This window comes from Mesorhizobium sp. B2-5-11 (assembly GCF_006440835.1).
In the GTDB taxonomy this organism is placed as follows: Bacteria; Pseudomonadota; Alphaproteobacteria; order Rhizobiales; family Rhizobiaceae; genus Mesorhizobium.
Genome location: NZ_VFUK01000005.1, coordinates 373639 through 395928, shown reverse-complemented (window position 1 = coordinate 395928; position 22290 = coordinate 373639). Strand labels below are relative to the sequence as shown.

The window sequence follows — 22290 nt, the reverse complement described above, 5'->3', positions numbered from 1 at the left end:
CACGGTCTCATATTAATCTTTCGTAAAGCCGGACCGCATCCCCGGAATTCTTACGGGCCGGCACGAAGGAGATCGACATGAACCGAATTTTCAAGACAGCCGTGCTGTCCGCCGTAGTGGTTGCCACCACGTTCGCGGCCTTGCCCGCGGCCAATGCGGGCGATTGGCGTCACCGCCACCATCATGACCATGGCGATGCCATTGCCGCCGGCGTCCTCGGCCTCGCGGCCGGCGCGCTGATCGGCGGTGCGTTGGCCAACCAGCAGCCGCCGCCCCGCGACTACTACGATGATGGCTATTACGATCGCGATGTGCGGATTCGCCCGGCGCCGGTCCGCCGCTACTATGCCGAACCGCAAGTGGTCTACGCCGACCGCTATGCCGAACCGTGGACGCGCGGCTGGTACGACTATTGCTCCGACCGGTACCGCACCTTCAACGCCCGCACCGGCACCTTCACCGGCAATGACGGCGAGCAGCATTTCTGCACCGCTAACTGATCAAGGGCTTCCCTGCCTCAACAAAAGCGCTGACCGCAAGGCCGGCGCTTTTTTGTCAAGCCGGCACCGGCTTCGGCGCGACGCGCTTCACGTCAAAAACGGATTGCTCCGCCGCTCCTCGCCGAAACGCCCGCCCGGACCGTGGCCGCAGATGAAGCCGATGTCGTCGCCGAGCGGCAAAAGCTTGTCCTTGATCGAGGCGATGAGTGCCGCATGATCGCCGCCCGGCAGGTCGGTGCGCCCGATCGAGCCGCGAAACAGCACGTCCCCGACATGGGCGAATTTGGCCGCGCGGTTGTAATAGACGACATGGCCGGGCGCGTGGCCGGGGCAATGCAGCACCTCGAAGAGATGCGAGCCGAACGAGACCGTCTCGCCTTCGGTGAGAAACCGGTCGGGCACGCAGTTGCGCACGCCGGCAATGCCATAGCGCTCGCCCTGGTTCTCAAGATTGTCGAGCAACATCCTGTCGGCCTCGTGCGGGCCGATGATCTCGACGCCGAGCGCTTCCTTCAACTCCATCGCGCCGCCGGCATGGTCGATATGACCATGCGTGATCCAGATCGCGCCGGCCGATATCGCATTGTCCTTCAGCGCCGCCAGCACCTTGTCGATATCGCCGCCCGGATCGACGACGACACCGTGCTTGTCGTCCATGTCGAACAGGATCGTGCAATTCTGCTGGAAAGGCGTGACCGGCACGATGCCGGCATTGAGCTGACCCATGATCGTCCTTTCGATGTTCACGCCGTGATGTAGAGGCGCGAGCGAAGGGCGTCCACCCTTGGGATCGGTCGTTCCAAAGCGCGTCGCGTCGAAACGCATTCATGCGGCGCGCTCTGGAAACAGAAATGGGCGGCCGAAGCCGCCCATTTGGCCAGCCCGAGATCGCAGGCTTACTTCTTCATGGCGCCCATGACCGCGCCGATAATGCCGGTCAGGATCGCGCCGCCGCCGGCGCCGCCGACGATGTTCTGCAGGTTGAGCGCGCTGCCCAGACCACTCGTCGCTGCCGCAGCCGCTGCCGGATCGACTGTGCCGCCGAGCAGGCTGCCGAGGATCGCCGCGCCGCCGACGCCGCCAATGGCGCCGCCCAGGATCTTGGGAAGCTGCCCCAGCGCCGCCGTCTTGATCGCCGCGCCGACCGCCTGACCACCGATGATGCCTGTAATGATCTGAACGATGATCGGAAGAAGCGTATTCATGTCCATCTTACCAGTCCCTCCATAGCTGCCAGCCTCCCGGGCCGACACCATCATGGAGACGCTGAATTCGGCGAAAGTCAAATGCAGAAACGCTGAAATAAAAGGGGCGGCCCGAAAACCGCCCCTGCTTGCGCGAAAAGCTGTGACTTTCGTTATTCTGCGGCGATCGCGTGCTTCGGCTGAACGGCCGCAGAATAGTCATTCATCAGAGTCTTGGCGATCTCGCCGACCTCGAATCGGTACGGCCCGATCTCCGAAACCGGGGTCACTTCCGCTGCCGTTCCAGTCAGGAAGCACTGCTCGAAGCCCTCGAGTTCTTCCGGCATGATGGCGCGCTCCACCACCTCCAGGCCGCGGTCCTTGGCGAGGCCGATGACCGTGCGGCGGGTGATGCCGTCGAGGAAGCAGTCCGGCTTTGGCGTGTGGATCCTGCCGTCCTTGACGAAGAAGATGTTGGCGCCGGTGGCTTCCGCGACCTGGCCGCGCCAGTCGAGCATCATGGCGTCGGCATAGCCCTTGGCCTCGGCGGCATGCTTGGACATGGTGCAGATCATATAGAGGCCTGCAGCCTTCGATTTGGACGGCGACGTGCGCGGGTCGGGCCGGCGCCACTCAGCCATATCGAGACGTATGCCTTTCAGCTTCTGCGCCGGATCGAAGTAGCTAGGCCACTGCCAGATGGCGATGGCGCAATTGATGCGGTTGTTCTGCGCCGAAACGCCCATCTGCTCGCTGCCGCGCCAGGCGATCGGCCTGACATAGGCATCCTTGAAGCCCTGCTTCTTCAGCAGGGTGCTGGAGGCGTCGTTGAGCTCGGCCACCGAATAGGGGATCTTGAAGCCGAGCAGCCGCGCCGATTCATGCAGGCGCTCGGTATGCTCGTTGAGCTTGAAGATCTCGCCGCCATAGGCCCGCTCGCCCTCGAACACCGCGCTGGCATAGTGCAGGCCGTGGGTCAGCACATGGATCTTGGCCTCGCCCCATTGCACGAACTCGCCATTCATCCAGATGAAGCCGTCCAGTTGATCAAAGGGAACGGATGCCATGGTAACCTCCCGCGGGCGGCAGCCCGCATATCGTTGTTCGTTGCGTGCTCTTGTCGGCCGCGCCAACTGGTTGGGGCGCCTGCCGCTGTCTGGAAAGGTAGGCGGATAATCGTGCTCTGGCAAACTCAGGAAGTTCCGGAAAACCCGGCCTGTCTTGCCTTTTCGTTCGCAATCCGCCCAAAACCTTGTCAAAAATTACCATTGCAGGGAAATTACGTCAATAGTACTGACATAATCTTCCCTGCCCATGGAGAAAAGATGACGGATCGAAGCCGAGCAGCCGGGACGCCGATCAGGACCGCGATGTCAATCGAGGATGGCATTGATTTCGCCCTCATCGAGCTGTTTTTCTTCGCCTATCGCGATTTCACCTCGGATCCCGATCAGATCCTGGCCGACTATGGCTTCGGCCGCGCCCACCACAGGGTGCTGCATTTCGTCAACCGCAGGCCGGGCCTGACGGTCGCCGAACTGCTCGATGTCTTGAAGATCACCAAGCAGAGCCTGGCGCGCGTGCTGAAGCAGCTGATCGACACCGACCATGTCGTGCAGTTGCAAGGGCCGCGCGATCGTCGCCAGCGCGAACTGTATCCGACCGCCAAGGGCCGCGCGCTGGCGCTGGCGCTGGCACGGCCACAGTCGCGCCGCATCCATGCTGCATTGGAAGATTCCGGAGCCGCCGAACGGACCCAGGTGGAACGCTTCCTCGAAGCAATGGTCAATCCGGAACTGAGAGCCCAGATCGACGTTGGGTCCGCAAAAATGTCAGGGAAAAGCCATGGAGAGCACTGAACGCGCTGATCACGCGGCCGCACCGGACGACGATGCGCCGCATTTGCTTGTGGTCGATGACGACACCCGCATCCGCAACCTGCTCAAGCAATATCTGACCGAAAACGGTTTTCGCGTCACCGTCGCCGGCAATTCGGGCGAAGCCCGGCGCAAGCTCGCCGGTCTCGACTTCGATCTTCTTGTGCTGGACGTGATGATGCCCGGCGAAAGCGGCGTCGATCTGACCAAGGCGCTGCGGGCCGAGAAGAACGTGCCGATCCTGATGCTGACGGCGCTATCGGAAACCGACAGCCGCATCACCGGCCTGGAGGCCGGCGCCGACGATTACCTGCCAAAGCCTTTCGATCCGCGCGAATTGATCCTGCGCATAAACAACATCTTGCGCCGCGGCGGCCCTGCGACCACGCCCAAGGTGGAGCAGCTCGTCTTCGGCCCCTACACGTTCCAGATCGCCAGGCGCGAATTGAAGCGTGGCGGCGAGGCGCTGAAGCTGACCGATCGCGAGCAGGAGATCCTGGCGATATTCGCCGCGCGCGCCGGCGAAACCATCCCGCGCCACGAACTGGTCGGCGACGAATCGGATGTCGGCGAACGCACCATCGACGTCCAGATCAATCGGCTGCGCCGCAAGATCGAGCGCGATCCCTCCAATCCGGTCTGGCTGCAGACGGTCCGCGGTATTGGGTATCGGCTCAGCGTCGAATAGACTACCGCCTTCGGCCTGCCTGACGGCCACGGAGCGAGCGAAAGGTGAATGGCGACCACGGAACTGGAACAGCCGGAATCTGACGGCTTGAGCACGCGCTCCACCCGGCTGCTCAAGAGGGTTCCGCGCGTCTGGAACCGGTTCTGGCGCCTCGTTTCGCTCTATATGCCCAAGCGCCTCTACGCGCGCTCGCTGATCATCGTCATCGCGCCGATGATCCTGCTGCAATCGGTGGTCGCTTTCGTCTTCATGGAGCGGCATTGGGCGACCGTGACGCAGCGCCTGTCGCAGGCGACCGTGCGCGACATCGCCGCCATCATCGACCTTATCGAGACCTATCCGCACGACGCCGACTACGCCAACATCATCCGCATCGCCCAGGACCGTATGCAGTTGAAGGTCGACCTCCTGCCGCCCGACCCGCTGCCGCCGCCCGGGCCAAAGCCGTTCTTCTCCATCCTCGACGACGTTCTCTCCGCCGAGATCACCCGCCAGATCAACCGGCCGTTCTGGATCGATACGGTCGGCAACTCCAACATCATCGAGGTGCGCGTCCAGCTCGAAGGCAAGGTGTTGCGCGTCTTCGTGCGCCGCAGCCAGGCCTATGCTTCGAACACGCACATCTTCCTGATCTGGATGGTCGGTACCTCGCTGGTGCTGCTGATGATCGCCATTCCCTTCCTGCGCAACCAGATCCGGCCGATCCTGACGCTGGCCGAAGCCGCCGAAAGCTTCGGCAAGGGCCGGCCGATGCCGCGTGATTTCCGTCCGCGCGGCGCGGAGGAGGTCCGCCGCGCCGGTTTTGCCTTCATCCAGATGCGCGAGCGCATCGAGCGCCAGATCGAACAGCGCACCGCCATGCTCACCGGCGTCAGCCATGACCTCAGGACCATCCTCACCCGCTTCAAGCTGCAGCTGGCGCTGGCGGGCGGCAAGGCCGAGACCAAGGCCGCGCTCAACCAGGACATCGACGACATGCAGTCGATGCTCGAAGGCTATCTTGCCTTCGCCCGCGGCGAGGCCTCGGAAGACACCGGGCGCTTCGATCTCGAAGCCTATTTCCAGAAGCTGAGCGAGGAAGCTCGGTTGCGCAAATGCAAATTGTCGACGACGCTTTCCGGCGATCCGACCGTGCATGTGCGGCCGAACGCCTTCGCCAGGCTGATGTCGAATGTCATCGGCAACGCCTTCCGCTACGCCAAGACGGTGGAGGTGGCCGCCAATCATGGCCGCGGCTCGCTCGTGGTCACCATCGACGATGACGGTCCGGGCATTCCGGCCGAAAAGCGCGAAGAGGTGTTCAAACCCTTCATGCGGCTCGACGAGGCCCGCAATCTCGATGCCAGCGGCACTGGCCTCGGCCTGTCGATCGCCCGCGACATCGCCCGCAGCCATGGCGGCGACATCACGCTCGATGTCAGCCCGCTCGGCGGCTTGCGCGCCGTGATCAAGGTTCCGGCCTGACAGGGACTTAATCGCGGGAAGCGGAAACCGTTTCCGGACGAGGTCATGTTCGGCCGATTTCATTGGCGCGTCATGAAACCATGCTGAAGAGCGCGCATGAAGCGCGCGACCTCACTTGATTCGAGCCCGCCGCCTCACTTCGATCCCGTGCCCGCCCGGGTGCGCTGGAGCGAAGCGAGGGCCGCAGGCTGGTCGCCGTCCCGGCATCATACCGAGGCAACCGCCGACCTTTCGAGCAAAGGCCCGCCATGCGCATATTGATGGTCACCGACGCCTGGCGCCCGCAGGTCAATGGCGTCGTCCACACGCTGGAGCGGCTCACCGAGACGCTGAAATCGTTCGACGTCGCGGTGGATTTCCTGACGCCCAACATCTTTCGCACTTTGCCCTTGCCGACCTATCCCGATATCCGCCTGGCGCTGACCACGCCAGGTCATGTCGCGCGCCTGATCGAGGCCTACAAGGCAGACCACATCCACATCGTCACCGAAGGTCCGCTCGGCATCATGGCGCGGCGCCACTGCCGCAATGCCGGCCGGCCGTTTACGACCAGCTACCACACACGCTTTCCTGAATATCTCAGCGCCCGGCTGCCGGTGCCGGAAAGCTGGGCCTATCGCTGGCTGCGCGATTTCCACAATTCCGGCCAAGGCACGCTGGTCGCGACGCAGTCGCTGGCGGATGATCTTGCAGCGCGCGGTTTCAACAAGCTGAGGCCATGGACGCGCGGCGTCGACACCGATCATTTCCGGCCCGACAAGAGGAAGGATCTCGGCTTCCCCGGCCCGTTGTTCCTCTGTGTCGGCCGCGTCGCCATCGAGAAGAACCTCTCCGCCTTCCTCGATCTCGACCTGCCCGGCAGCAAGGTGATTGTCGGCGAGGGCCCGGAACTGGCGAAGCTCAAGGCGCGCTACCCCGCCGCGCATTTCCTTGGCCACCGCCCCAACGATGAACTGGCCGAAATCTACGCCTCGGCCGACGTTTTCGTCTTTCCGAGCCGCACCGACACTTTCGGCAACGTCATCATCGAAGCGCTGGCCAGCGGCACGCCGGTCGCCGCCTTTCCGGTCACGGGACCGATCGACATCGTCGGCGACGGCTTCGGCGGCGCGGTCTCCAGCGACCTGCGCGCGGCATCGCTCGCCGCCCTCGATGTCGACCGCGCCCAGGCGCGAGAACGCGCTATGCGCTACAGCTGGAAAGCCTGCGCGGAAATGTTTCTCGATACGGTCCAGGAGGCGCTGGGCACGACGCGGAAACTGGCGGCCTGACGCTACCTCTCGGCTAAAACAGCCGCCCGCCGTCCGGCACCTTGCGCTCGATGGCGCCGAGCACCACGGCGCCCTCTTCGTCGGGAAAGCCGAGCGTCAGCACTTCCGACATGAACGGCCCGATCTGGCGCGGCGGAAAATTGACCACCGCGAACACCTGCCGGCCGATCAGCGTCTCGGGCGTATAATATTTGGTGATCTGCGCCGACGATTTCTTCACCCCGATCTCGGGCCCGAAATCGATCTTGAGCTTGAACGCCGGCTTGCGTGCCTGCGGAAACGGTTCGGCCTCGAGGATCGTGCCGGCGCGGATGTCGACACGATCGAAATCGGCGAAACTGATCTCGGGCTTGCGCTCGCTGCTTGAACTCATGTCGAAAACATCTTGGTCAGGCGTTGCCGAAAGTCTCGAACAGCACCCCCGCCAGCGCGTCCTTGGCCGATGTGCCGGACCAGACGACGAACTGGAACGCCTGGAAGTAGCATTCGCAGGCCTCCAGCGCCGACGACAGCAGCACCTCGACCTGCTGGCTCGATGGCTCGACCCCGCCCGCCAGAAGCAGCGACTGGCGGAACATGATAGCGCCTTCCTGCTCCCACAGGTCGAAATGGCCGAACAGCATCTGTTCGTTGATCAGCGACAACAGCCGCATCACTTCCAGCGCGCGGGCCTCCGGCACCTTGATGTCGAAGGCGCAGGCCAGATGCAGCGCCTCGAAATCCTCCATCCAGGAGAAGGAGACGTGATAATCGGTCCAGCTTCCGGCGACCGAGATCGAGATTTCGTCGTCGCCGGCCCGTTCGAAGGACCAGTCATTGTTGTGGGCCACCTGCTCAATGACATCCACCGGATGGATTTCGCGGGAGAATTCGAGTTCGAGAAGTTCCATGGAATGCTTCCTGTGTTCAGGGGAGCGCCACACGCTCCGCGGGGCACACACGACGAACAATCTGATCTAGAACTCGGACGGCCAGGACTTCTCGACGCAAAGACCCCAGACCGGACCCCACCGCCCGGCGCATGACCCTGCTCCGAATCATGCAACAAATTCAGTCTATTGATCGGGAGTCGCGTGAACAGCCCAATTTTTCGCGCTGCGTCATTCGCATGTGGAAAGGCGCTGTCACACAGAGTCACGCAATGCCGGTAAGCGATTCACGGCAAAGCGCTTTTCAGGCTGGTGCTTTGTGGAAAAGTTTAACGAATTATTTTTTCGGCCTGGGCTTTGCGGAAGCCGCAGGTGTGGCCTGCCCGGTCAGTTCGGCAAGCCTGGCCTCAAGCGCCTCGATGCGGTCGGCAAGGCGAGCATTCTCTTCCCTGGCCTTGGCGGCCATCTCGCGCGCGGCCTCGAACTCCTCGCGCTGCACCACGTCCATCGAATTCAGGATGCGTTCGGCCTGTCCCTTGAAGGCGGTCTCCACCTCGCGCCGCACGCCCTGCGCGGCGCCCGCGGCATCGGTCATCAGCTTGGCGAATTCGTCGAGAATGCGGTTCGGTCCGGTCGACATGGCAAATCCTCGGTTGCTGAAATTGAGTTAGTAGTGCCGCGCGCCGAATGCAAGAACGTTGAGGGTTGCCGTTCCATCTGCGTTGCTGTGGCGCATGGCGGTGCCATTCCTGTAAGAAGCTCCCGGACGACGCCAGAGCTGTACTTGAGGGCGCAAGCTCGCCTATTGTGTTCTCGTCTCGTATTGCCTCAAGCACACTTCAGTCAGGTCACCAATGGCAACCCCTCCGCGCCGACCGACCAATCCGATGGCAGCCGCCGAAGCTGCCTTCAAACCGGTGAAGAAGCCGGCACCGCCAATTCGCGAAGCTTCGGCCGCGCCGAACGTCCGCGAGCTTGTTTCGATCCGGATCGACCGGGCCGTGCTCGATCATTTCCAGGAAGATGGCCCCGGCTGGCAGGACAGGATCAACGACGCGTTGCGGCAGTTGGTGGCCGCCAAGCCAAGGGACTGAGCTCACCGCCCGCACGGCGCGATGGGCCTGCAAGCGGTGATCCGATCCGATCTTTGAGGCCGACCACCTTGCCTTGACCCCGCCAAAACCCTGCCGCATGGTCCGCGCCAAACGCAACCGAGAGCTCCCGTTGAACGAATATTTCCTGCTGCCGCTGGCCTCGTTGCCCTTTCCCAACATCGACCCGGTGCTGATTCAGATCGGGCCGCTGGCGGTGCACTGGTACGGCGTCGGCTACATCGTCGGCATCCTGTTCGCCTGGTGGTACGCCAAGCGGCTCGCCGCCAATCCGAAACTCTGGGCCGACGGCATCCTGCCGATGAAGCCGGAGGACCTCGATGATTTCATCATCTGGGCGGCCATCGGCGTCGTGCTGGGCGGACGCACCGGCTACGTGCTGTTCTATGACCTGCCGCGCTATATCGCGCACCCGCTCGACATCTTCGCCGTCTGGCAGGGCGGCATGTCGTTCCATGGCGGCCTGCTCGGCGTCATCCTCGCCATGACGCTGTTTTCGATCAAGCGCGGCATCCGCACCTGGTCGCTGTTCGACGTCGTGGCCGCCGGCGTGCCGGTCGGTCTTGGCCTCGTGCGCGTCGCCAACTTCATCAACTCCGAGCTCTGGGGCCGGCCAACCGACGTGCCGTGGGCGATCGAGTTTCCCAATGGCGGGCCGTTTACCCGCCATCCGAGCCAGCTTTACGAGGCCCTGCTTGAAGGCCTGGTGCTCTTTCTCGTGCTGCGCTTCCTCACCCATTCGCGCCTCAAGCTGAAGACGCCGCGCTTCGTCGGCGGCGCCTTCATCTGCGGCTATGGCCTGTCGCGCATAGCAGTCGAATTCTTCCGCGAGCCCGACCAGCAGCTCGGCTATCTCCTTGGCACCAACTGGCTGACGATGGGCATGATCCTGTCCTCTCCGATGGTGCTGGCCGGCATTTGGGCGATGACGACAGCCAAGCCGGTGCCGCAGTCACGGCCGCAGGCGACATGACGCGGCTGAAGGCACGCATCGTCGATCTGATCGAGGCAACAGGGCCGATCCCCGTCAACGAATACATGGCATTGTGCCTGTTCGATCCCGAAGCGGGCTACTACACCACGCGCGAACCGTTCGGCGCCGCCGGGGATTTCGTCACCGCGCCGGAGATCAGCCAGATGTTCGGCGAGCTCGTCGCCGTCTGGCTCTACCAGGCCTGGCTGGCGGTCGGCCGGCCGACGCCGGTCACCATCGGCGAGATCGGCCCCGGCCGCGGCACGCTGATGAAGGACGTGCTGCGCACCCTGTCGCGGCTCGAACCGGCACTGGCCAACGACGCTGCGTTCGCCATGATCGAGACCAGCCCGCGCCTGACCGAGGTGCAGAAACAGACGCTCGGCGCCACACCGTTCTCCATTCGCTGGCACGAGACCATCGACACGCTGCCGCCACAGCCGCTTTTCATCGTCGGCAACGAATTGTTCGACGCCATCCCCATCCGCCAGTTCGTCCGCACCGGCACCGGCTGGCGCGAGCGCGTGATCGGCCTCGACGGCGCTGACAATCTTTGCTTCTTCGCCGGCGCCGGCTCGCTCGACCCGACGCTGCTGCCCGCCGATGCCGGCGAGGCGCCGCAAGGCGCGATCGTCGAACTGGCGCCGGCGCGCAGCGCCCTGATGGCGACCATCGCCGAGCGCATGGCCGCTCATGGCGGCTCCGGCCTGTTTGTCGACTATGGCCATCTGCGGCCGGGTGTCGGCGACACGTTGCAGGCCTTGCGTCGTCATGATCACGAAGATGTGCTGGCCAATCCCGGCGAAGCCGATCTCACCTCCCATGTCGATTTCGCCGCCCTTGCCGGGGTGGTGCGCGCGCATGGTCTCGACGCCCATCTGTCGACGCAGGGCGATTTCCTGCTCGGCCTGGGCATTCTGGAGCGCGCCGGCCGGCTTGGCGCCGATGCCAGCCAGGCGGCACGCGACAAGATCGCTGGCGATGTCGAACGCCTCGCCGGGCCGCAGGCCATGGGCGACCTGTTCAAGGTGCTTGCCATAATGCCGCGCGGCGTTGCCGTTCGCCCCTTTGCCCAGGCTCCGAGCTCGGATTGACAAGGCGTGACGACGGCCAGCCCGGTTGTGTCGGTAGCTTTTCATGGCCGGCAACTTCTCATGATAGGAATTTTTTCTTGACAGGGTGAAGGCAACTATGGTAGATATTTGGTTATGGTGCTGAGTTGCGCCAGGGACCCGCCGCACAGGCGGGTTTTTCCGTTCAATGCTCCCTCACCGCGCAGCGGCGAAGGAACCGTTACCCCGGATTCGTTGCGTTGCCCCTTCGCCACGCCGGATTGACTTTTCATCGTCACCCCTCCCAATCTCCCGTCCGGTAAAAGAGCGGCTGAACGCCGGCCGTCTCGCTTCGGACTTTTTCTTGACGAAACCGCCCACACGGACAACAACGCCCACATGCTGAATCAGACCAAACTGGATCCCGTGCGGTCGCCGCTGCTGGACCTGGCGCAGGCACAAGGCATCCGCCACGGTTATTTCACCCGCGTCGGCGGCGTCTCGACCGGCATCTATCAGGGCCTCAACATCGGCACCGGCTCGGATGACGACCAGGCGCTGGTCGCCGAGAACCGCCGCCGTGTCGCCGCCTGGATGGGCGTGCCGGCGGACCATCTCCTGACCGCCTGGCAAATCCATTCGCCTGATGTCGTCGTCGCCAGGGGACCCTTTGCAGGCGAGCGTCCCAAGGCCGACGCCATCGTCACCGACCGGCCGGGCATCGCCATCGGCGCCTCGACCGCCGATTGCGGCCCTGTGCTGTTCGCGGATGCCGCGGCGCGTATCATCGGCGCGGCGCATGCCGGCTGGAAAGGCGCCTTCACGGGGGTGCTCGAGAACACCATTGCCGCCATGGAAAGTCTCGGCGCCAGGCGTGAAAACATCGTCGCCGTGCTCGGCCCCTCGATCGGCCCGGAAAACTACGAGGTCGGGCCTGAATTCGTCGCCCGCTTCGTCGAGGCCGATGGCGAAAATGACAGATATTTCGCGCCTTCGGCGAATCCCGGTCATTCGATGTTCGACCTCAACCGCTACACGGTGGACCGGCTCGACAGGGCGGGTGTGACCGCGCAAGGTCTCGGCCGCTGCACCTATACCGAGGAAGATCTGTTTTACTCCTACCGGCGCACGACGCACCGCAAGGAACCCGATTACGGCCGGCAGATATCGGCAATCGTTTTGGAGAGTGAATAATGGCGCTGCATTTTGAACGATCCGAATTCGACGCGCGCCGCGACCGGCTGGTGATCGAGATGGCCGAGAAGAAGCTCGACGCCATCCTGCTCTTCGCGCAGGAAAGCATGTATTGGCTGACCGGCTACGACACGTTCGGTTTCTGCTTCTTCCAGTGCCTGGTGGTGAAAGCCGACGGGTCCATGGTGTTGCTGACCCGCTCGGCCGACCTGCGTCAGGCGCGCCACACCTCAATCATCGACAACATCGTGCTGTGGACCGATCGCGATGGCGCCAATCCGGCCGTCGACCTGCGCAATCTGCTGAACGAGCTCGACCTGCTCGGCGCCCGCATCGGGGTCGAATACGACACTCATGGGCTGACCGCCTATAATGGCCGCCGCCTCGACGAGCAGCTGCAGACCTTCGGCCAGATCGCCGATGCGTCCGGCATCGTCGGTCGGCTGCGCCTGTTCAAGAGCCCGGCCGAGATCGCCAAGGCCGAGAAGGCGGCGAACCTGGCCGACGACGCGCTGGATGCGGCCTTGCCGCTGATCAAGCAGGGCGGTGACGAGGCGCTGATCCTTGCCGCCATGCAAGGCGCGATCTTTGCCGGCGGCGGCGACTATCCGGCCAACGAATTCATCATCGGCTCCGGCGTCGACGCGCTGCTGTGCCGCTACAAGGCCGGTCGCCGCAAGCTCACCAAGAACGACCAGTTGACGCTCGAATGGGCGGGAGTGTTTCATCACTATCATGCGCCGATGATGCGCACGGTGCTGACCGGCAAGGCCTCGAAGCGTCACCAGGACTTGTTCGACGCGGCCCGTGCCGCGCTGCTGGCGGTCGAGAAGGCGATGACGCCGGGCAACAGTTTCGGCGACGTGTTCGACGCGCATGCCCGTGTCATGGAGGCACGTGGACTGACCAAGCATCGGCTGAATGCCTGCGGCTATTCGGTCGGCGCCCGCTTCACCCCGTCCTGGATGGACATGCCGATGTTCTACCAGGGCAATCCCGAGCCGATCGCGCCGAACATGACATTGTTCGCCCACATGATCATCATGGATTCCGAAACCGAGACGGCGATGACGCTTGGCCGCACCTATCTCACGACCGAATCACAGCCGAAGCCGCTTTCCCGCCATGATCTCGACTTGATCGTACAGTGAATCCACGATGGGAGGCGTTCTTCGCCAAGGAGTTAGAAGGCAAATGAGACGATCGCAGCTGACGACCGTGTCATTGCTCGTGGTCCTGGCGCTCGCCGCCTGCACCAACGCAAAAGACGTCCTCGAACCCTCCGCCATCACCCCGCCCACGGCCGCGGCGCCGGCCACGCCGGCAACCCAGGGCAGCGCCGCCACCCCGGCGCCCGCTGGCCCTGCCACGACCGCGGCGGGCGCTCCAGCAACGACCACGACGTCAGCCACGCCCGCACAGACAGCCGCAATCCTTGCCAGGACGCGCCTGCAGATCGCGCCGATCGTCGGCGCTTCGGTGGAAGCGGCGACGCCGCTGACGGCGGAGTTGCAGACGCGCGCTAGGCAGCGCGGCATCACGCTGGCCGGCAGCGCCGACCAGACCGCGACCCATGTGCTCAAAGGCTATTTCTCGGTGATCTCCGAAGGCAAGGACACCACCGTCATCTATGTGTGGGACGTCTACGATCCCTCGGGCAACCGCCTGCATCGCATCAACGGCCAGCAGAAGGCGGCTTCGGCCAGTTCCGGCGCCAGCGCGGGCGGCGACAGTTGGAAAGCGGTGGCGCCAGCCACCATGCAGGCGATCGCCGACCAGACCATCGACCAGTTCGCGGCATGGCTCGGCGGCAAGGCGGGCTAGACCATCGGACCCGAATGGAAACGGCCGCGGGGAAATCCCATGCTCGAACAAGGGGAAGGAGCAGCGGCGGCGGGTCAGCTGCCCAGTGTTGCCCATACGCGATGGCGCGAACATTTCCCAGGATTAGCCGGCGGATTTCCAATCACGGTGCTTGCAATAGCCGCGCGGGCCGCTAAAAGCCCGGTTAAAGGGCGTAGGCGAGTCTGTTGGGGCTCTCCATCCTCCACCAGGAACGGTGCATGAAACTCTTCGCGGGCAATTCCAACAGGGTGCTGGCCGAGGCGGTCGCCCGCTATCTCAACATCCCGCTGGGCAAGGCCAGCGTCAGGCGCTTCGCCGACCAGGAAATCTTCGTCGAGATCCAGGAAAACGTGCGCGGCGAGGATGTCTTCATCCTGCAGTCGACTTCCTTTCCGACCAACGATCACCTGATGGAACTGCTCATCATGATCGACGCCTTCATGCGCTCGTCGGCCAAGCGCATCACGGCGGTGATCCCCTATTTCGGCTATGCCAGGCAGGACCGCCGCGCCTCCGGCCGCACGCCGATCTCGGCCAAGCTGGTCGCCAACATGATCACCCGCGCCGGGGTCGACCGCGTGCTCACGCTCGACCTCCACGCCGGCCAGATCCAGGGCTTCTTCGATATTCCGACCGACAATCTGTTCTCGGTGCCGGTCATGGCCCGCGATGTGAAGGCGAAATACAAGCAGCTCGGCAACGTCGTCGTGGTGTCGCCCGACATTGGTGGCGTGGTGCGTGCACGCGCGCTGGCCAAGCGCTTCGACGCACAGCTCGCCATCGTCGACAAACGCCGCGAGCGTCCCGGCGAATCGGAGGTCATGAACATCATCGGCGCGGTCGCCGGCAAGGACTGCCTGCTGATCGACGACATCGTCGATTCCGGCGGCACGCTGTGCAACGCCGCCGATGCGCTGCTGGCCAACGGCGCCACCAGCGTCACCGCCTATATCACTCATGGCGTGCTGTCGGGCGGCGCGGTCGCCCGCATCAGCGGCTCCAAGCTGCAGGAACTGGTGATCACCGACTCCATCCAGCCGACCCAGGGCGTGCTCGACGCCCCCAATATCCGCGTCATCTCGATCGCCGACCTGATGGGCGAAGCCATCTCGCGCACGGCAACCGAGGAATCGGTGTCGAGCCTGTTCGACTAATTGTCGATCCCGGCGGGCGCGTAGCGCAGCAAAACAGATTACAACGTGCAATCAGTGCTCCTGCAATGGACCTTAGACCGAGGGTTGCCGCATCAGCTTGATGCCATCGGCATGCCTCAAGCGGCGATCGGACCGCCTATGCGCCGCGGGTTTTCGCCGGCATCTCGCGCGCCGCGCATATAGCCGCGCGGCGAGGCACCCAGCATGCGCTTGAACATGGTGATGAAGGCCGGCACGCTGTCATAGCCGAGATCGAGCGCCACCCGGGTGATCGGCTCGCCATCGGCGAGCCTTGGCAGCGCCGCGAACAGGCATGCTTGCTGGCGCCATGTCGATAGCGACAGTCCGGTCTGGCGATGAAAGGCGCGCGTGAAGGAGCGTCGGCTCATGCCGGCGGCATCCGCCCACTCGTCGATCGTCGCGCGCGGCGACGGTGCCGCCACAAAACGCCGGCACAGCGCCGCCAGCCTGGGATCGGAGGGGAACGGCAGGCCAAGCGGCCGCTCCGGCAAAGTCGGGATTTCGTGCAGCAGAAGATTCATGATCAGCCCGCCGCGCCCTTCCAGCACGCCGCCTTGCGGCAGTTTTTCCGATTCCACGATCAGGCTGTGCATCAGGTCGGTGACGCCGACGACGCGCAGGCCTTCCGGCAGTCCGGGGATCGCTCCCGGCATGACATAGACCGAGCGCATCGAGACATCGCCCAGCATCTCGACGGAATGCTCGGTGCCCGCGGGAATCCACATTGCGTGATCGGGCGGCACCATCCAGCGCCCGTGCCGCGTCGTCACCAGCACGACACCGACCAGCGCATGCAGCAACTGGCTGCGGCTGTGGCGGTGCCGCGGCACATGGTAGCCGTCGGGATATTCGGTCGGCAACGCCACCGCCGGTCCGGCCACTTGCTCCAGCCATAGCCAGCGGCGCTCGTGCAACTGCTCGAGGTCGGCACTACCAGCGTGAAAAATTTCCCTGCCGTGCGGCATAAGCTATGGCCCACTTGCGAAACTATTGGACCAAACCACGAAAGAAGTCGTCCCGCAAGCAGCCTATAAGCCATCCGTTTCCAAGGCGGCCGCAGGAGCGTCCGCCAGCTTGCCCGCGGGTATGCCCGCCAAAAAGACTACGGAGCCTGCCTTGACCGATACGACAGCCGTCGCCCCTCCCGCGACCGCCAGCCATGCTTCAGCCCAGGCGACGGCCTTCACCGTCATCCTGGCGGTGAGTTTTTGCCATTGCATCAACGACATCATGCAGTCGCTGCTATCGGCCATCTATCCCTTGCTGAAGGAGAATTACGGCCTCGATTTCTGGCAGATCGGCCTTCTGACCTTCACCTTCCAGGTAACCGCGTCGCTGCTGCAGCCGGTGATCGGGATGATCACCGACAAGCGGCCAATGCCCTATTCCCTGCCCTACGGCATGGCCTCCTCGCTGATCGGCCTGATCGTGCTTGCCTATGCCGGCCACTACACGCTGCTCCTGATCGGCGCTTCGCTGATCGGCATCGGCTCGGCGATCTTCCATCCGGAATCCTCGCGCATCGCGCGCTTCGCCTCCGGCGGCCGTTTCGGCCTGGCGCAGTCGCTGTTTCAGGTCGGCGGCAATTTCGGGCAGTCCATGGGGCCGCTGCTGGCGGCGTTCATCGTCGTGCCCTTCGGCCAGACCAGCATTTCATGGTTCGCCGTCGGCTCGCTGATCGGCATCGTCGTGTTGTGGCAGGTCGGCGGCTGGTACAGCCGCTTGCGCGCCACGCAGGCGAACCGCAAGACGTCCAGTTTCGTCTCGCCCTTCCCGCGCCGCAAGGTGATGGGGGCCCTGGCGGTGCTGACGCTGCTGGTCCTGACCAAGAACGCCTACATCGCCAGCCTCTCCAGCTACTACACCTTCTACGCCATCCATAAGTTCGACGTCTCGGTGCAGATGTCGCAGGTCATGCTGTTCCTCTTCCTCGGCGCCTCGGCGCTGGGCATCCTGCTCGGCGGTCCGTTCGGCGACCGCTACGGACAGAAGGCGATGATCTGGTTTTCCATCGTCGGCGTGCTGCCCTTCACGCTGGCGCTGCCCTACGCCAACATGGAATGGACGATGGTGCTGACGGTGCTGATCGGCCTGATCCTGTCGTCGGCCTTCTCCAACATCGTCGTCTTCGCGCAGGAACTGGTGCCGGGCCGCGTCGGCATGATCGCCGGCATCTTCTTCGGCTTCGCCTTCGGCGTCGGCGGCATAGCGGCGGCCGTGCTCGGCATCGTGGCCGACATGAAGGGCATCGACTTCGTCTTCCAGATCTGCTCGTACCTGCCGTTCCTGGGCCTGCTGACGGTGTTCCTGCCCAATATGAAGGAAGCGCGGAAGGCCTAGCCTGGGAAAGCGCCTCGACACGTGCGAGCGCGTCGAGGCCTCAGTGCAGGCCGAATTCGCGCAGCAACTCCTCACGGTGGCGCACGAAGCGGCTTTCGCTGCGGTCACGGGGACGCGGCAGGTCGACGGTGATCAGCCGCGCCGCGCCGCCTTTCTCCTTGGGCAGAATCAGCACTCTGTCGGCGAGATAGATCGCCTCCTCCAGGTCGTGGGTGACCATGACCATGGTGACGTTTTCCTCGCTCCAGATGCGCGCCAGTTCCTCCTGCATGGAGATCTTGGTCATGGCGTCAAGGGCGCCGAGCGGCTCGTCGAGCAGCAGGATTTCGGGCTGCACCGTCAGCGCCCGGGCGATGCCGACGCGTTGCGCCATGCCGCCCGAAAGCTGCCGCGGGTAGGCATCGCTGAACTCGGCAAGACCGACCAATGCTATGTAGAAGCGCGCCCTCTGCTCGGCCTGCGCCTTGGGCACGCCGCGAACTTCGAGGCCGAAGGCGACGTTGCCAAGCACGCTCAGCCAGGGCAGCAAGCGCGGTTCCTGGAAGATCACCGCCCGCTCCGCGCCGACCCCTTTTATTTGCTTGCCATCGATCGCAACGGCGCCTTCGTCGGCGATCTCTAACCCGGCAAGGATGCGCAGCAATGTCGTCTTGCCCGATCCGCTGGCGCCGACAATGACCACGCACTCGCCGGAGCGGATGTCGAGATTGAGCGAACGCAGCACGGCGAGCGAGCGCCCGCCGAGCGCAAAGGACTTCGATAGGTCGCGGATCGTGACCTCGCCGCGTGCTGTGGCCATGCTGGGTGCCTCCTTGCTCAATTGGTCTTGCTTTCGCCTGGCCGGTAGAGGATGTCGGCAGCCTTGAGCTTGCCTTTCGGCAGGCGGCCGTCGCGCTCGAGCACAGCCACCCAGAAGTCGATGTCGCGGTCGGTCGCCACCGCCTTTTCGCGCAGGCCGAAACCCGTCCAGTAGCGCGCCAGTTCGCCGTTCTCGCCGCGTTTGTCGAGGATTTCGGCCAGCACCTTGCGGGCCTCGTCGGGATTCTGCCGCGACCAGTCGGCCGCACGCGCGGACTGTTCGACGAAGTTCTTGGCGGCGTCGCGATTGGCGGCGATGAAATCCCGCCGCAGCACGATGAAGCCGCCCGCGATCTCGCCCAGCACGTCGGCGTCGTTGAACACGCCGCGCACACCGCCATTGGCCACCAGGGCACCGGCGAAAGTCGCCTGCCAGTAGCCGAGCCCGGCGACATCGACCTGATGCGAGCGCAACGTCTGCTCGAGTTGCGGCCCGGGCACCACGACGAGCTTGGCGGCGTCCGGCGGCAGGCCGACGCTGTGCAGCGCCTCACGCACCGCGTAGTCGAGATGGGCGCCGAGCGTGTTGACGGAGATCGTCTTGCCGGCGATGTCCGCGATCGACCTGATCGGGCTGTCCTCCAGCACATAGAAGACGCTTTTGACCTGGCTGTTGATGCCGTTGCTCGGATAGGCGGCGACGAAGTCGTTGCCGCCGGCGATCGAGTTGATCACGGCCGGCGTGGCGGCCGAACCCAGGTCGACGCTGCCGGAGGCGAGCGCAAACAGCGATTCCGGGCCGCCGCCGGCATAGCCGACATTCTCGAGCTCGATGCCGAGGCCCTTGAAGTAGCCGAGTTGGTCGGCAAGCTCATGCGGCGAGATGCTGCCGCGGCTGGCGAGATAGCGTATCTTGACGGAAGCGGCCTGCGAGCGCGCGATCGATGGTAGCCCGACGGCGATGATGCCGGCGGCAAGAGGGGCGCGCAGAAGCAGCGAGCGGCGTGTGATGGTCATGATCCGGCCTTTCACTTTTCAAAAATGACGATGATGGGGGCGGCTGTTCAGCCGGCGGAACTGCTCCAGCGGCAAAGCCGCCGCTGCAGGCTGACCAGCACCTGGTTCGCGATCAGGCCGAGCGCGGCCAGGATGACGATCGACGCGAACATCAGCGGGATCTGGAAATTGTACTGCGCGTTCATCACCTGGAAGCCGATGCCTTTGTTGGCGCCGATCATTTCCGAGGCAATCAGCAGCAGCAGCGCGGTGGTCGCGCCGAGCCTCAACCCGACGAAGATCGAAGGCACGGCGCCCGGCAGCACGACGCGCCGGAATATGGTCAGCCGCCGGGCGCCGTAGACGCGCGCCATTTCGAGCAGCTTCGGATCGACCTCCTTGACGCCGCTGATCGTGTTGAGCAGCAGCGGAAACAGCGTTGCCCAGAAGATGACGAACACTTTGGAGGCTTCGCCTAGCCCCAGAAGCAGGATGAAGACGGGATAGAGCGCCAGGGCCGAGGTCTGCCGGAACAGTTGCAGGATCGGATCGAGCGCCGTCTCGACGCTGCGGGTCTGACCCATGACGAGGCCGAGCGGGATGGCGACCGTAGCCGCCGCGGCGAAGGCGAGGCCGGCGCGCTGCAGGCTGATGGCGATGTCGCCGAGCAGGCTGCCCCCGGCGAGGCCCTTCCAGAGCGCTACGACGATCATGTCGATCGGCGGCAACACCGCGGCATTGACCCAGCCGCCACTCGCCGCCGCCTGCCAGAGCGCCAGGAACCCCAAAAGCACGCCATAGCGCGACAGCAGACGCGTGAGGGTTCGGCCAGCCAGGCTCAGAATATCGGCGCCGAGCCCGTTGCCGTTTTCATGCGCGCCGATGCCGGTCGGCCGTTCAATGTGCTGCAAAGTCATCGTCATGCCTTTCGCTTCAACGCATCATTCGGCGGCGAGCACGGTCGAACGGGCAACCGTCCAGGGGTTCTGCGGCCGCTTGAGGCCAAGATTCTCGCGCAACGTCCTGCCCTCGTAAGCAGTACGAAACAGGCCGCGCCGCTGTAATTCGGGGACCACCAGGTCGACGAAATCGTCTAGCGCGCCGGGCAGCCATGGCGGCAGGATGTTGAACCCGTCGGCGGCTTCGTTGCTGAACCATTCCTCCAGCTGGTCGGCGACCTGAATGGCGCTGCCGATCACGGTGTAGTGGCCTCGTGCGGTCGCGACCCATTGATAGAGCTGGCGGATGGAGAAGTTGTGCTCGTCGGCGATCTGGCGGATCAGCGCCTGGCGGCTCTTCATGCCTTCGGTTTCGCGGCTCGGCGGCAGCGGTCCGTCGAGCGGATAGCCCCTGAGATCGAGCGTTTGTCCGGCAAGCCCGTTGAGCAGTGCGACGCCGTCCTCGGGCAGGATCAGGTCGTTCAATTGCTGATACTTGGTTCGCGCCTCTTCTTCGGTGCGGCCGACAAAGGGCGCCACGCCGGGCATGATCAGCACCTGTTCGGGATCTCGGCCGGCCGCCGCCACGCGGGCCTTGATGTCGCGATAGAATTCCTGCGCGGAGGCAAGGTTCTGATGCGCGGTGAAGATGACCTCGGCCGAGGCCGCCGCGAGCTTGCGCCCATCCTCGGACTGGCCCGCCTGCACGACCACGGGGTGGCCCTGCACCGGGCGGGGCACGTTGAGCGGCCCTTTGACACTGAAATGCTCACCCTTGTGGTCGATGTCGTGAAGCTTGTCCTTGTCGTAGAAGCGGCCCGTTTTCTTGTCGCGGATAAAGGCGTCGTCCTCCCAGCTGTCCCACAGCGCCTTGACCGTCTCGACATGCTCATGCGCTCGTGCGTAGCGCTCGGCATGGTTGGGCTGGATGTCGCGGTTGAAGTTGCGCGCCGTGTCGTCGCCCGCCGAGGTGACGACGTTCCAGCCGGCCCGGCCATTCGACAAGAGGTCGAGCGAGGCGAATTTTCGGGCAAGCGTGTAGGGCTCCTCATAGGTGGTCGATGCCGTGGCGATGAATCCGAGATGCGTCGTCAGCGGCGCCAGCGCCGCAAACAACGTCACCGGTTCGAAGCCCGCGATCTTGGCGTTGCCGCCTTCGCGGGCGCCAAGCCCGACCGTCAGGTTGTCGGCGAGGAAATAGGCATCGAACAGGCCGCGTTCGGCAGTCAGCGCGAGCTGCTTGTGAAACTCGAAATTGGTCGCGCCGTCGGCCGGAGCGTCGGGATGGCGCCAGGCGGCGACATGCTGGCCGCCACCGGGTAGAAAGGCGCCGAGCTTGATCTGTCTTGATTTGATGGTCATGGCTGGGTCCCTTTGTTCGAAAACCATTTGGAGTTCAGGCGGCGAGGCCGACGCTGCGTGCCGTCCCGACGACGCGGGAAACCTCGGCAACCGCCTGCCGGGCGCGGGCATGGATGGCCTCCGACACCAGGACGCCGTCGGCGAAATCCTTGTCCGATGCGTAGATTGCGGTCGGCACGGTCAGCGCCTCGAAAAAACCGAACAGCGGCCGCAGCTGATGTTCGACGATCAGCGAGTGGCGTTCGCCGCCGCCCGTCGCGGCAAGGATGACCGGTTTCCCGCGCAACGACGACGGATCGAGCAGATCGAACAAATGCTTGAAGAGCCCGGTATAGCTGCCTTTGAAGGTCGGCGACCCCGCGACCAGCACGTCGGCGCCGACCAGTTGTTCGATGATGGCGCGGGCCGCAGGATCGAGATCGCCGAGGCGCCGAGCCGCCGGCAACGACGGACCGAGATTTTCAATGTCGTATATAGCCGAGGTCGCCCCGATGCGGTTCGCCGCCTCGCCGGCGATGTGGCTGATAAAGGCCTTGGTCTTCGATGGGCGGGTCAGGTTGCCGGATATTCCCACCACCAGCTTGTTCGTCATCGGGCTCTCCTCGCGGTCCTTATTCATTAAGACTACCGATTTTGTAGAATTAAATGAGCG

The 22290-nt window shown here is 64.2% G+C and carries 25 protein-coding genes; 13 read left to right on the top strand and 12 right to left on the bottom strand.

Features of this window, described 5'->3' with window-relative positions; all coding sequences use genetic code 11:
* The first annotated feature begins 77 nt into the window (after positions 1-77).
* Complete coding sequence (locus tag FJ490_RS18560; protein ID WP_140728554.1) at positions 78-500, top strand: BA14K family protein; 423 nt, start codon at positions 78-80, stop codon at positions 498-500.
* 87 nt (positions 501-587) lie between these two features.
* Here FJ490_RS18560 and FJ490_RS18555 read toward each other — a convergent pair whose 3' ends face one another.
* The 3 genes from FJ490_RS18555 to FJ490_RS18545 all read right to left on the bottom strand — a co-directional run bounded on the left by FJ490_RS18555 (position 588) and on the right by FJ490_RS18545 (position 2751).
* The gene (locus FJ490_RS18555; RefSeq protein ID WP_140496004.1) at positions 588-1226 is read right to left on the bottom strand and encodes an MBL fold metallo-hydrolase; all 639 of its coding nucleotides are present in this window, start codon (positions 1224-1226) and stop codon (positions 588-590) included.
* Between the two features lie 170 nt (positions 1227-1396).
* Positions 1397-1711, bottom strand: a complete 315-nt coding sequence (locus FJ490_RS18550; RefSeq protein ID WP_140496005.1) for a hypothetical protein — start codon at positions 1709-1711, stop codon at positions 1397-1399.
* Between the two features lie 146 nt (positions 1712-1857).
* Positions 1858-2751, bottom strand: a complete 894-nt coding sequence (locus FJ490_RS18545; RefSeq protein WP_140728553.1) for a branched-chain amino acid aminotransferase — start codon at positions 2749-2751, stop codon at positions 1858-1860.
* A gap of 258 nt (positions 2752-3009) precedes the next feature.
* Between FJ490_RS18545 and FJ490_RS18540 the strand changes: the two genes are divergently transcribed.
* The 4 genes from FJ490_RS18540 (at position 3010) to FJ490_RS18525 (ending at position 6984) form a co-directional block, all read left to right on the top strand.
* A complete protein-coding gene (locus FJ490_RS18540) occupies positions 3010-3543 on the top strand; it encodes a MarR family transcriptional regulator (RefSeq protein ID WP_181165219.1) in 534 nt (177 codons plus the stop codon).
* Complete coding sequence (locus tag FJ490_RS18535; protein WP_140631839.1) at positions 3530-4249, top strand: response regulator transcription factor; 720 nt, start codon at positions 3530-3532, stop codon at positions 4247-4249. Before FJ490_RS18540 ends, FJ490_RS18535 begins: the two co-directional genes overlap by 14 nt.
* Before the next feature lie 48 nt (positions 4250-4297).
* A complete protein-coding gene (locus FJ490_RS18530) occupies positions 4298-5713 on the top strand; it encodes an ATP-binding protein (RefSeq protein WP_140567059.1) in 1416 nt (471 codons plus the stop codon).
* Between the two features lie 248 nt (positions 5714-5961).
* Positions 5962-6984 carry a glycosyltransferase family 1 protein gene (locus FJ490_RS18525; protein ID WP_140728552.1) on the top strand — a complete coding sequence of 341 codons (1023 nt, stop codon included), beginning with the start codon at positions 5962-5964 and terminating at the stop codon, positions 6982-6984.
* Positions 6985-6997: 13 nt separating this feature from the next.
* On the opposite strand, the gene FJ490_RS18520 is transcribed toward FJ490_RS18525, so the two are convergent.
* The 3 genes from FJ490_RS18520 to FJ490_RS18510 form a co-directional block, all read right to left on the bottom strand.
* A complete protein-coding gene (locus FJ490_RS18520; protein ID WP_140567062.1) occupies positions 6998-7357 on the bottom strand; it encodes a tRNA-binding protein in 360 nt (119 codons plus the stop codon).
* A 16-nt stretch (positions 7358-7373) separates the two neighbouring features.
* The gene (locus FJ490_RS18515) at positions 7374-7874 is read right to left on the bottom strand and encodes a YbjN domain-containing protein (protein WP_127855850.1); all 501 of its coding nucleotides are present in this window, start codon (positions 7872-7874) and stop codon (positions 7374-7376) included.
* A gap of 316 nt (positions 7875-8190) precedes the next feature.
* Positions 8191-8493 (bottom strand): accessory factor UbiK family protein, encoded by a 303-nt coding sequence (locus FJ490_RS18510; RefSeq protein ID WP_140496011.1) that lies wholly within the window; start codon positions 8491-8493, stop codon positions 8191-8193.
* Positions 8494-8707: 214 nt separating this feature from the next.
* On the opposite strand from FJ490_RS18510, the gene FJ490_RS18505 reads away from it, so the two are divergent.
* From FJ490_RS18505 to FJ490_RS18475, 7 genes are all read left to right on the top strand, one after another.
* Positions 8708-8947 carry a BrnA antitoxin family protein gene (locus FJ490_RS18505; protein WP_031250360.1) on the top strand — a complete coding sequence of 80 codons (240 nt, stop codon included), beginning with the start codon at positions 8708-8710 and terminating at the stop codon, positions 8945-8947.
* A 130-nt stretch (positions 8948-9077) separates the two neighbouring features.
* Positions 9078-9938 carry a prolipoprotein diacylglyceryl transferase gene (gene lgt, locus FJ490_RS18500; RefSeq protein ID WP_140631833.1) on the top strand — a complete coding sequence of 287 codons (861 nt, stop codon included), beginning with the start codon at positions 9078-9080 and terminating at the stop codon, positions 9936-9938.
* Positions 9935-11032 carry a class I SAM-dependent methyltransferase gene (locus FJ490_RS18495; protein ID WP_140728551.1) on the top strand — a complete coding sequence of 366 codons (1098 nt, stop codon included), beginning with the start codon at positions 9935-9937 and terminating at the stop codon, positions 11030-11032. Before lgt ends, FJ490_RS18495 begins: the two co-directional genes overlap by 4 nt.
* 357 nt (positions 11033-11389) lie before the next feature.
* A complete protein-coding gene (pgeF, locus tag FJ490_RS18490) occupies positions 11390-12184 on the top strand; it encodes a peptidoglycan editing factor PgeF (protein ID WP_140556078.1) in 795 nt (264 codons plus the stop codon).
* Positions 12184-13335 (top strand): Xaa-Pro peptidase family protein, encoded by a 1152-nt coding sequence (locus FJ490_RS18485; protein ID WP_140516886.1) that lies wholly within the window; start codon positions 12184-12186, stop codon positions 13333-13335. Before pgeF ends, FJ490_RS18485 begins: the two co-directional genes overlap by 1 nt.
* Positions 13336-13378: 43 nt before the next feature.
* A complete protein-coding gene (locus tag FJ490_RS18480; protein WP_140728550.1) occupies positions 13379-14008 on the top strand; it encodes a hypothetical protein in 630 nt (209 codons plus the stop codon).
* Positions 14009-14247: 239 nt separating this feature from the next.
* Positions 14248-15183 carry a ribose-phosphate pyrophosphokinase gene (locus FJ490_RS18475; RefSeq protein WP_019860650.1) on the top strand — a complete coding sequence of 312 codons (936 nt, stop codon included), beginning with the start codon at positions 14248-14250 and terminating at the stop codon, positions 15181-15183.
* 116 nt (positions 15184-15299) lie between these two features.
* On the opposite strand, the gene FJ490_RS18470 is transcribed toward FJ490_RS18475, so the two are convergent.
* Complete coding sequence (locus FJ490_RS18470) at positions 15300-16169, bottom strand: helix-turn-helix transcriptional regulator (RefSeq protein ID WP_140556082.1); 870 nt, start codon at positions 16167-16169, stop codon at positions 15300-15302.
* A gap of 151 nt (positions 16170-16320) precedes the next feature.
* On the opposite strand from FJ490_RS18470, the gene FJ490_RS18465 reads away from it, so the two are divergent.
* Positions 16321-17544, top strand: a complete 1224-nt coding sequence (locus FJ490_RS18465) for an MFS transporter (RefSeq protein ID WP_181165220.1) — start codon at positions 16321-16323, stop codon at positions 17542-17544.
* Positions 17545-17584: 40 nt separating this feature from the next.
* On the opposite strand, the gene FJ490_RS18460 is transcribed toward FJ490_RS18465, so the two are convergent.
* Genes FJ490_RS18460 through msuE form a run of 5 tightly spaced genes read right to left on the bottom strand, consistent with a single transcriptional unit; the run spans position 17585 to position 22230 of the window.
* Entirely contained in the window at positions 17585-18343 is a 759-nt protein-coding gene (locus tag FJ490_RS18460) for an ABC transporter ATP-binding protein (protein ID WP_140560612.1), read from the bottom strand.
* A 17-nt stretch (positions 18344-18360) separates the two neighbouring features.
* On the bottom strand, positions 18361-19359 hold the full coding sequence (locus FJ490_RS18455; protein WP_140728549.1) for an ABC transporter substrate-binding protein: 999 nt from the start codon (positions 19357-19359) through the stop codon (positions 18361-18363).
* 47 nt (positions 19360-19406) lie between these two features.
* Positions 19407-20255 (bottom strand): ABC transporter permease, encoded by an 849-nt coding sequence (locus tag FJ490_RS18450; RefSeq protein WP_140496422.1) that lies wholly within the window; start codon positions 20253-20255, stop codon positions 19407-19409.
* Between the two features lie 24 nt (positions 20256-20279).
* Positions 20280-21638, bottom strand: a complete 1359-nt coding sequence (locus FJ490_RS18445; RefSeq protein ID WP_140728548.1) for an LLM class flavin-dependent oxidoreductase — start codon at positions 21636-21638, stop codon at positions 20280-20282.
* A gap of 34 nt (positions 21639-21672) precedes the next feature.
* Positions 21673-22230, bottom strand: coding sequence for an FMN reductase (gene msuE, locus FJ490_RS18440; RefSeq protein ID WP_140560609.1), 558 nt, complete (start codon positions 22228-22230; stop codon positions 21673-21675).
* Between the last annotated feature and the right edge of the window lie 60 nt (positions 22231-22290).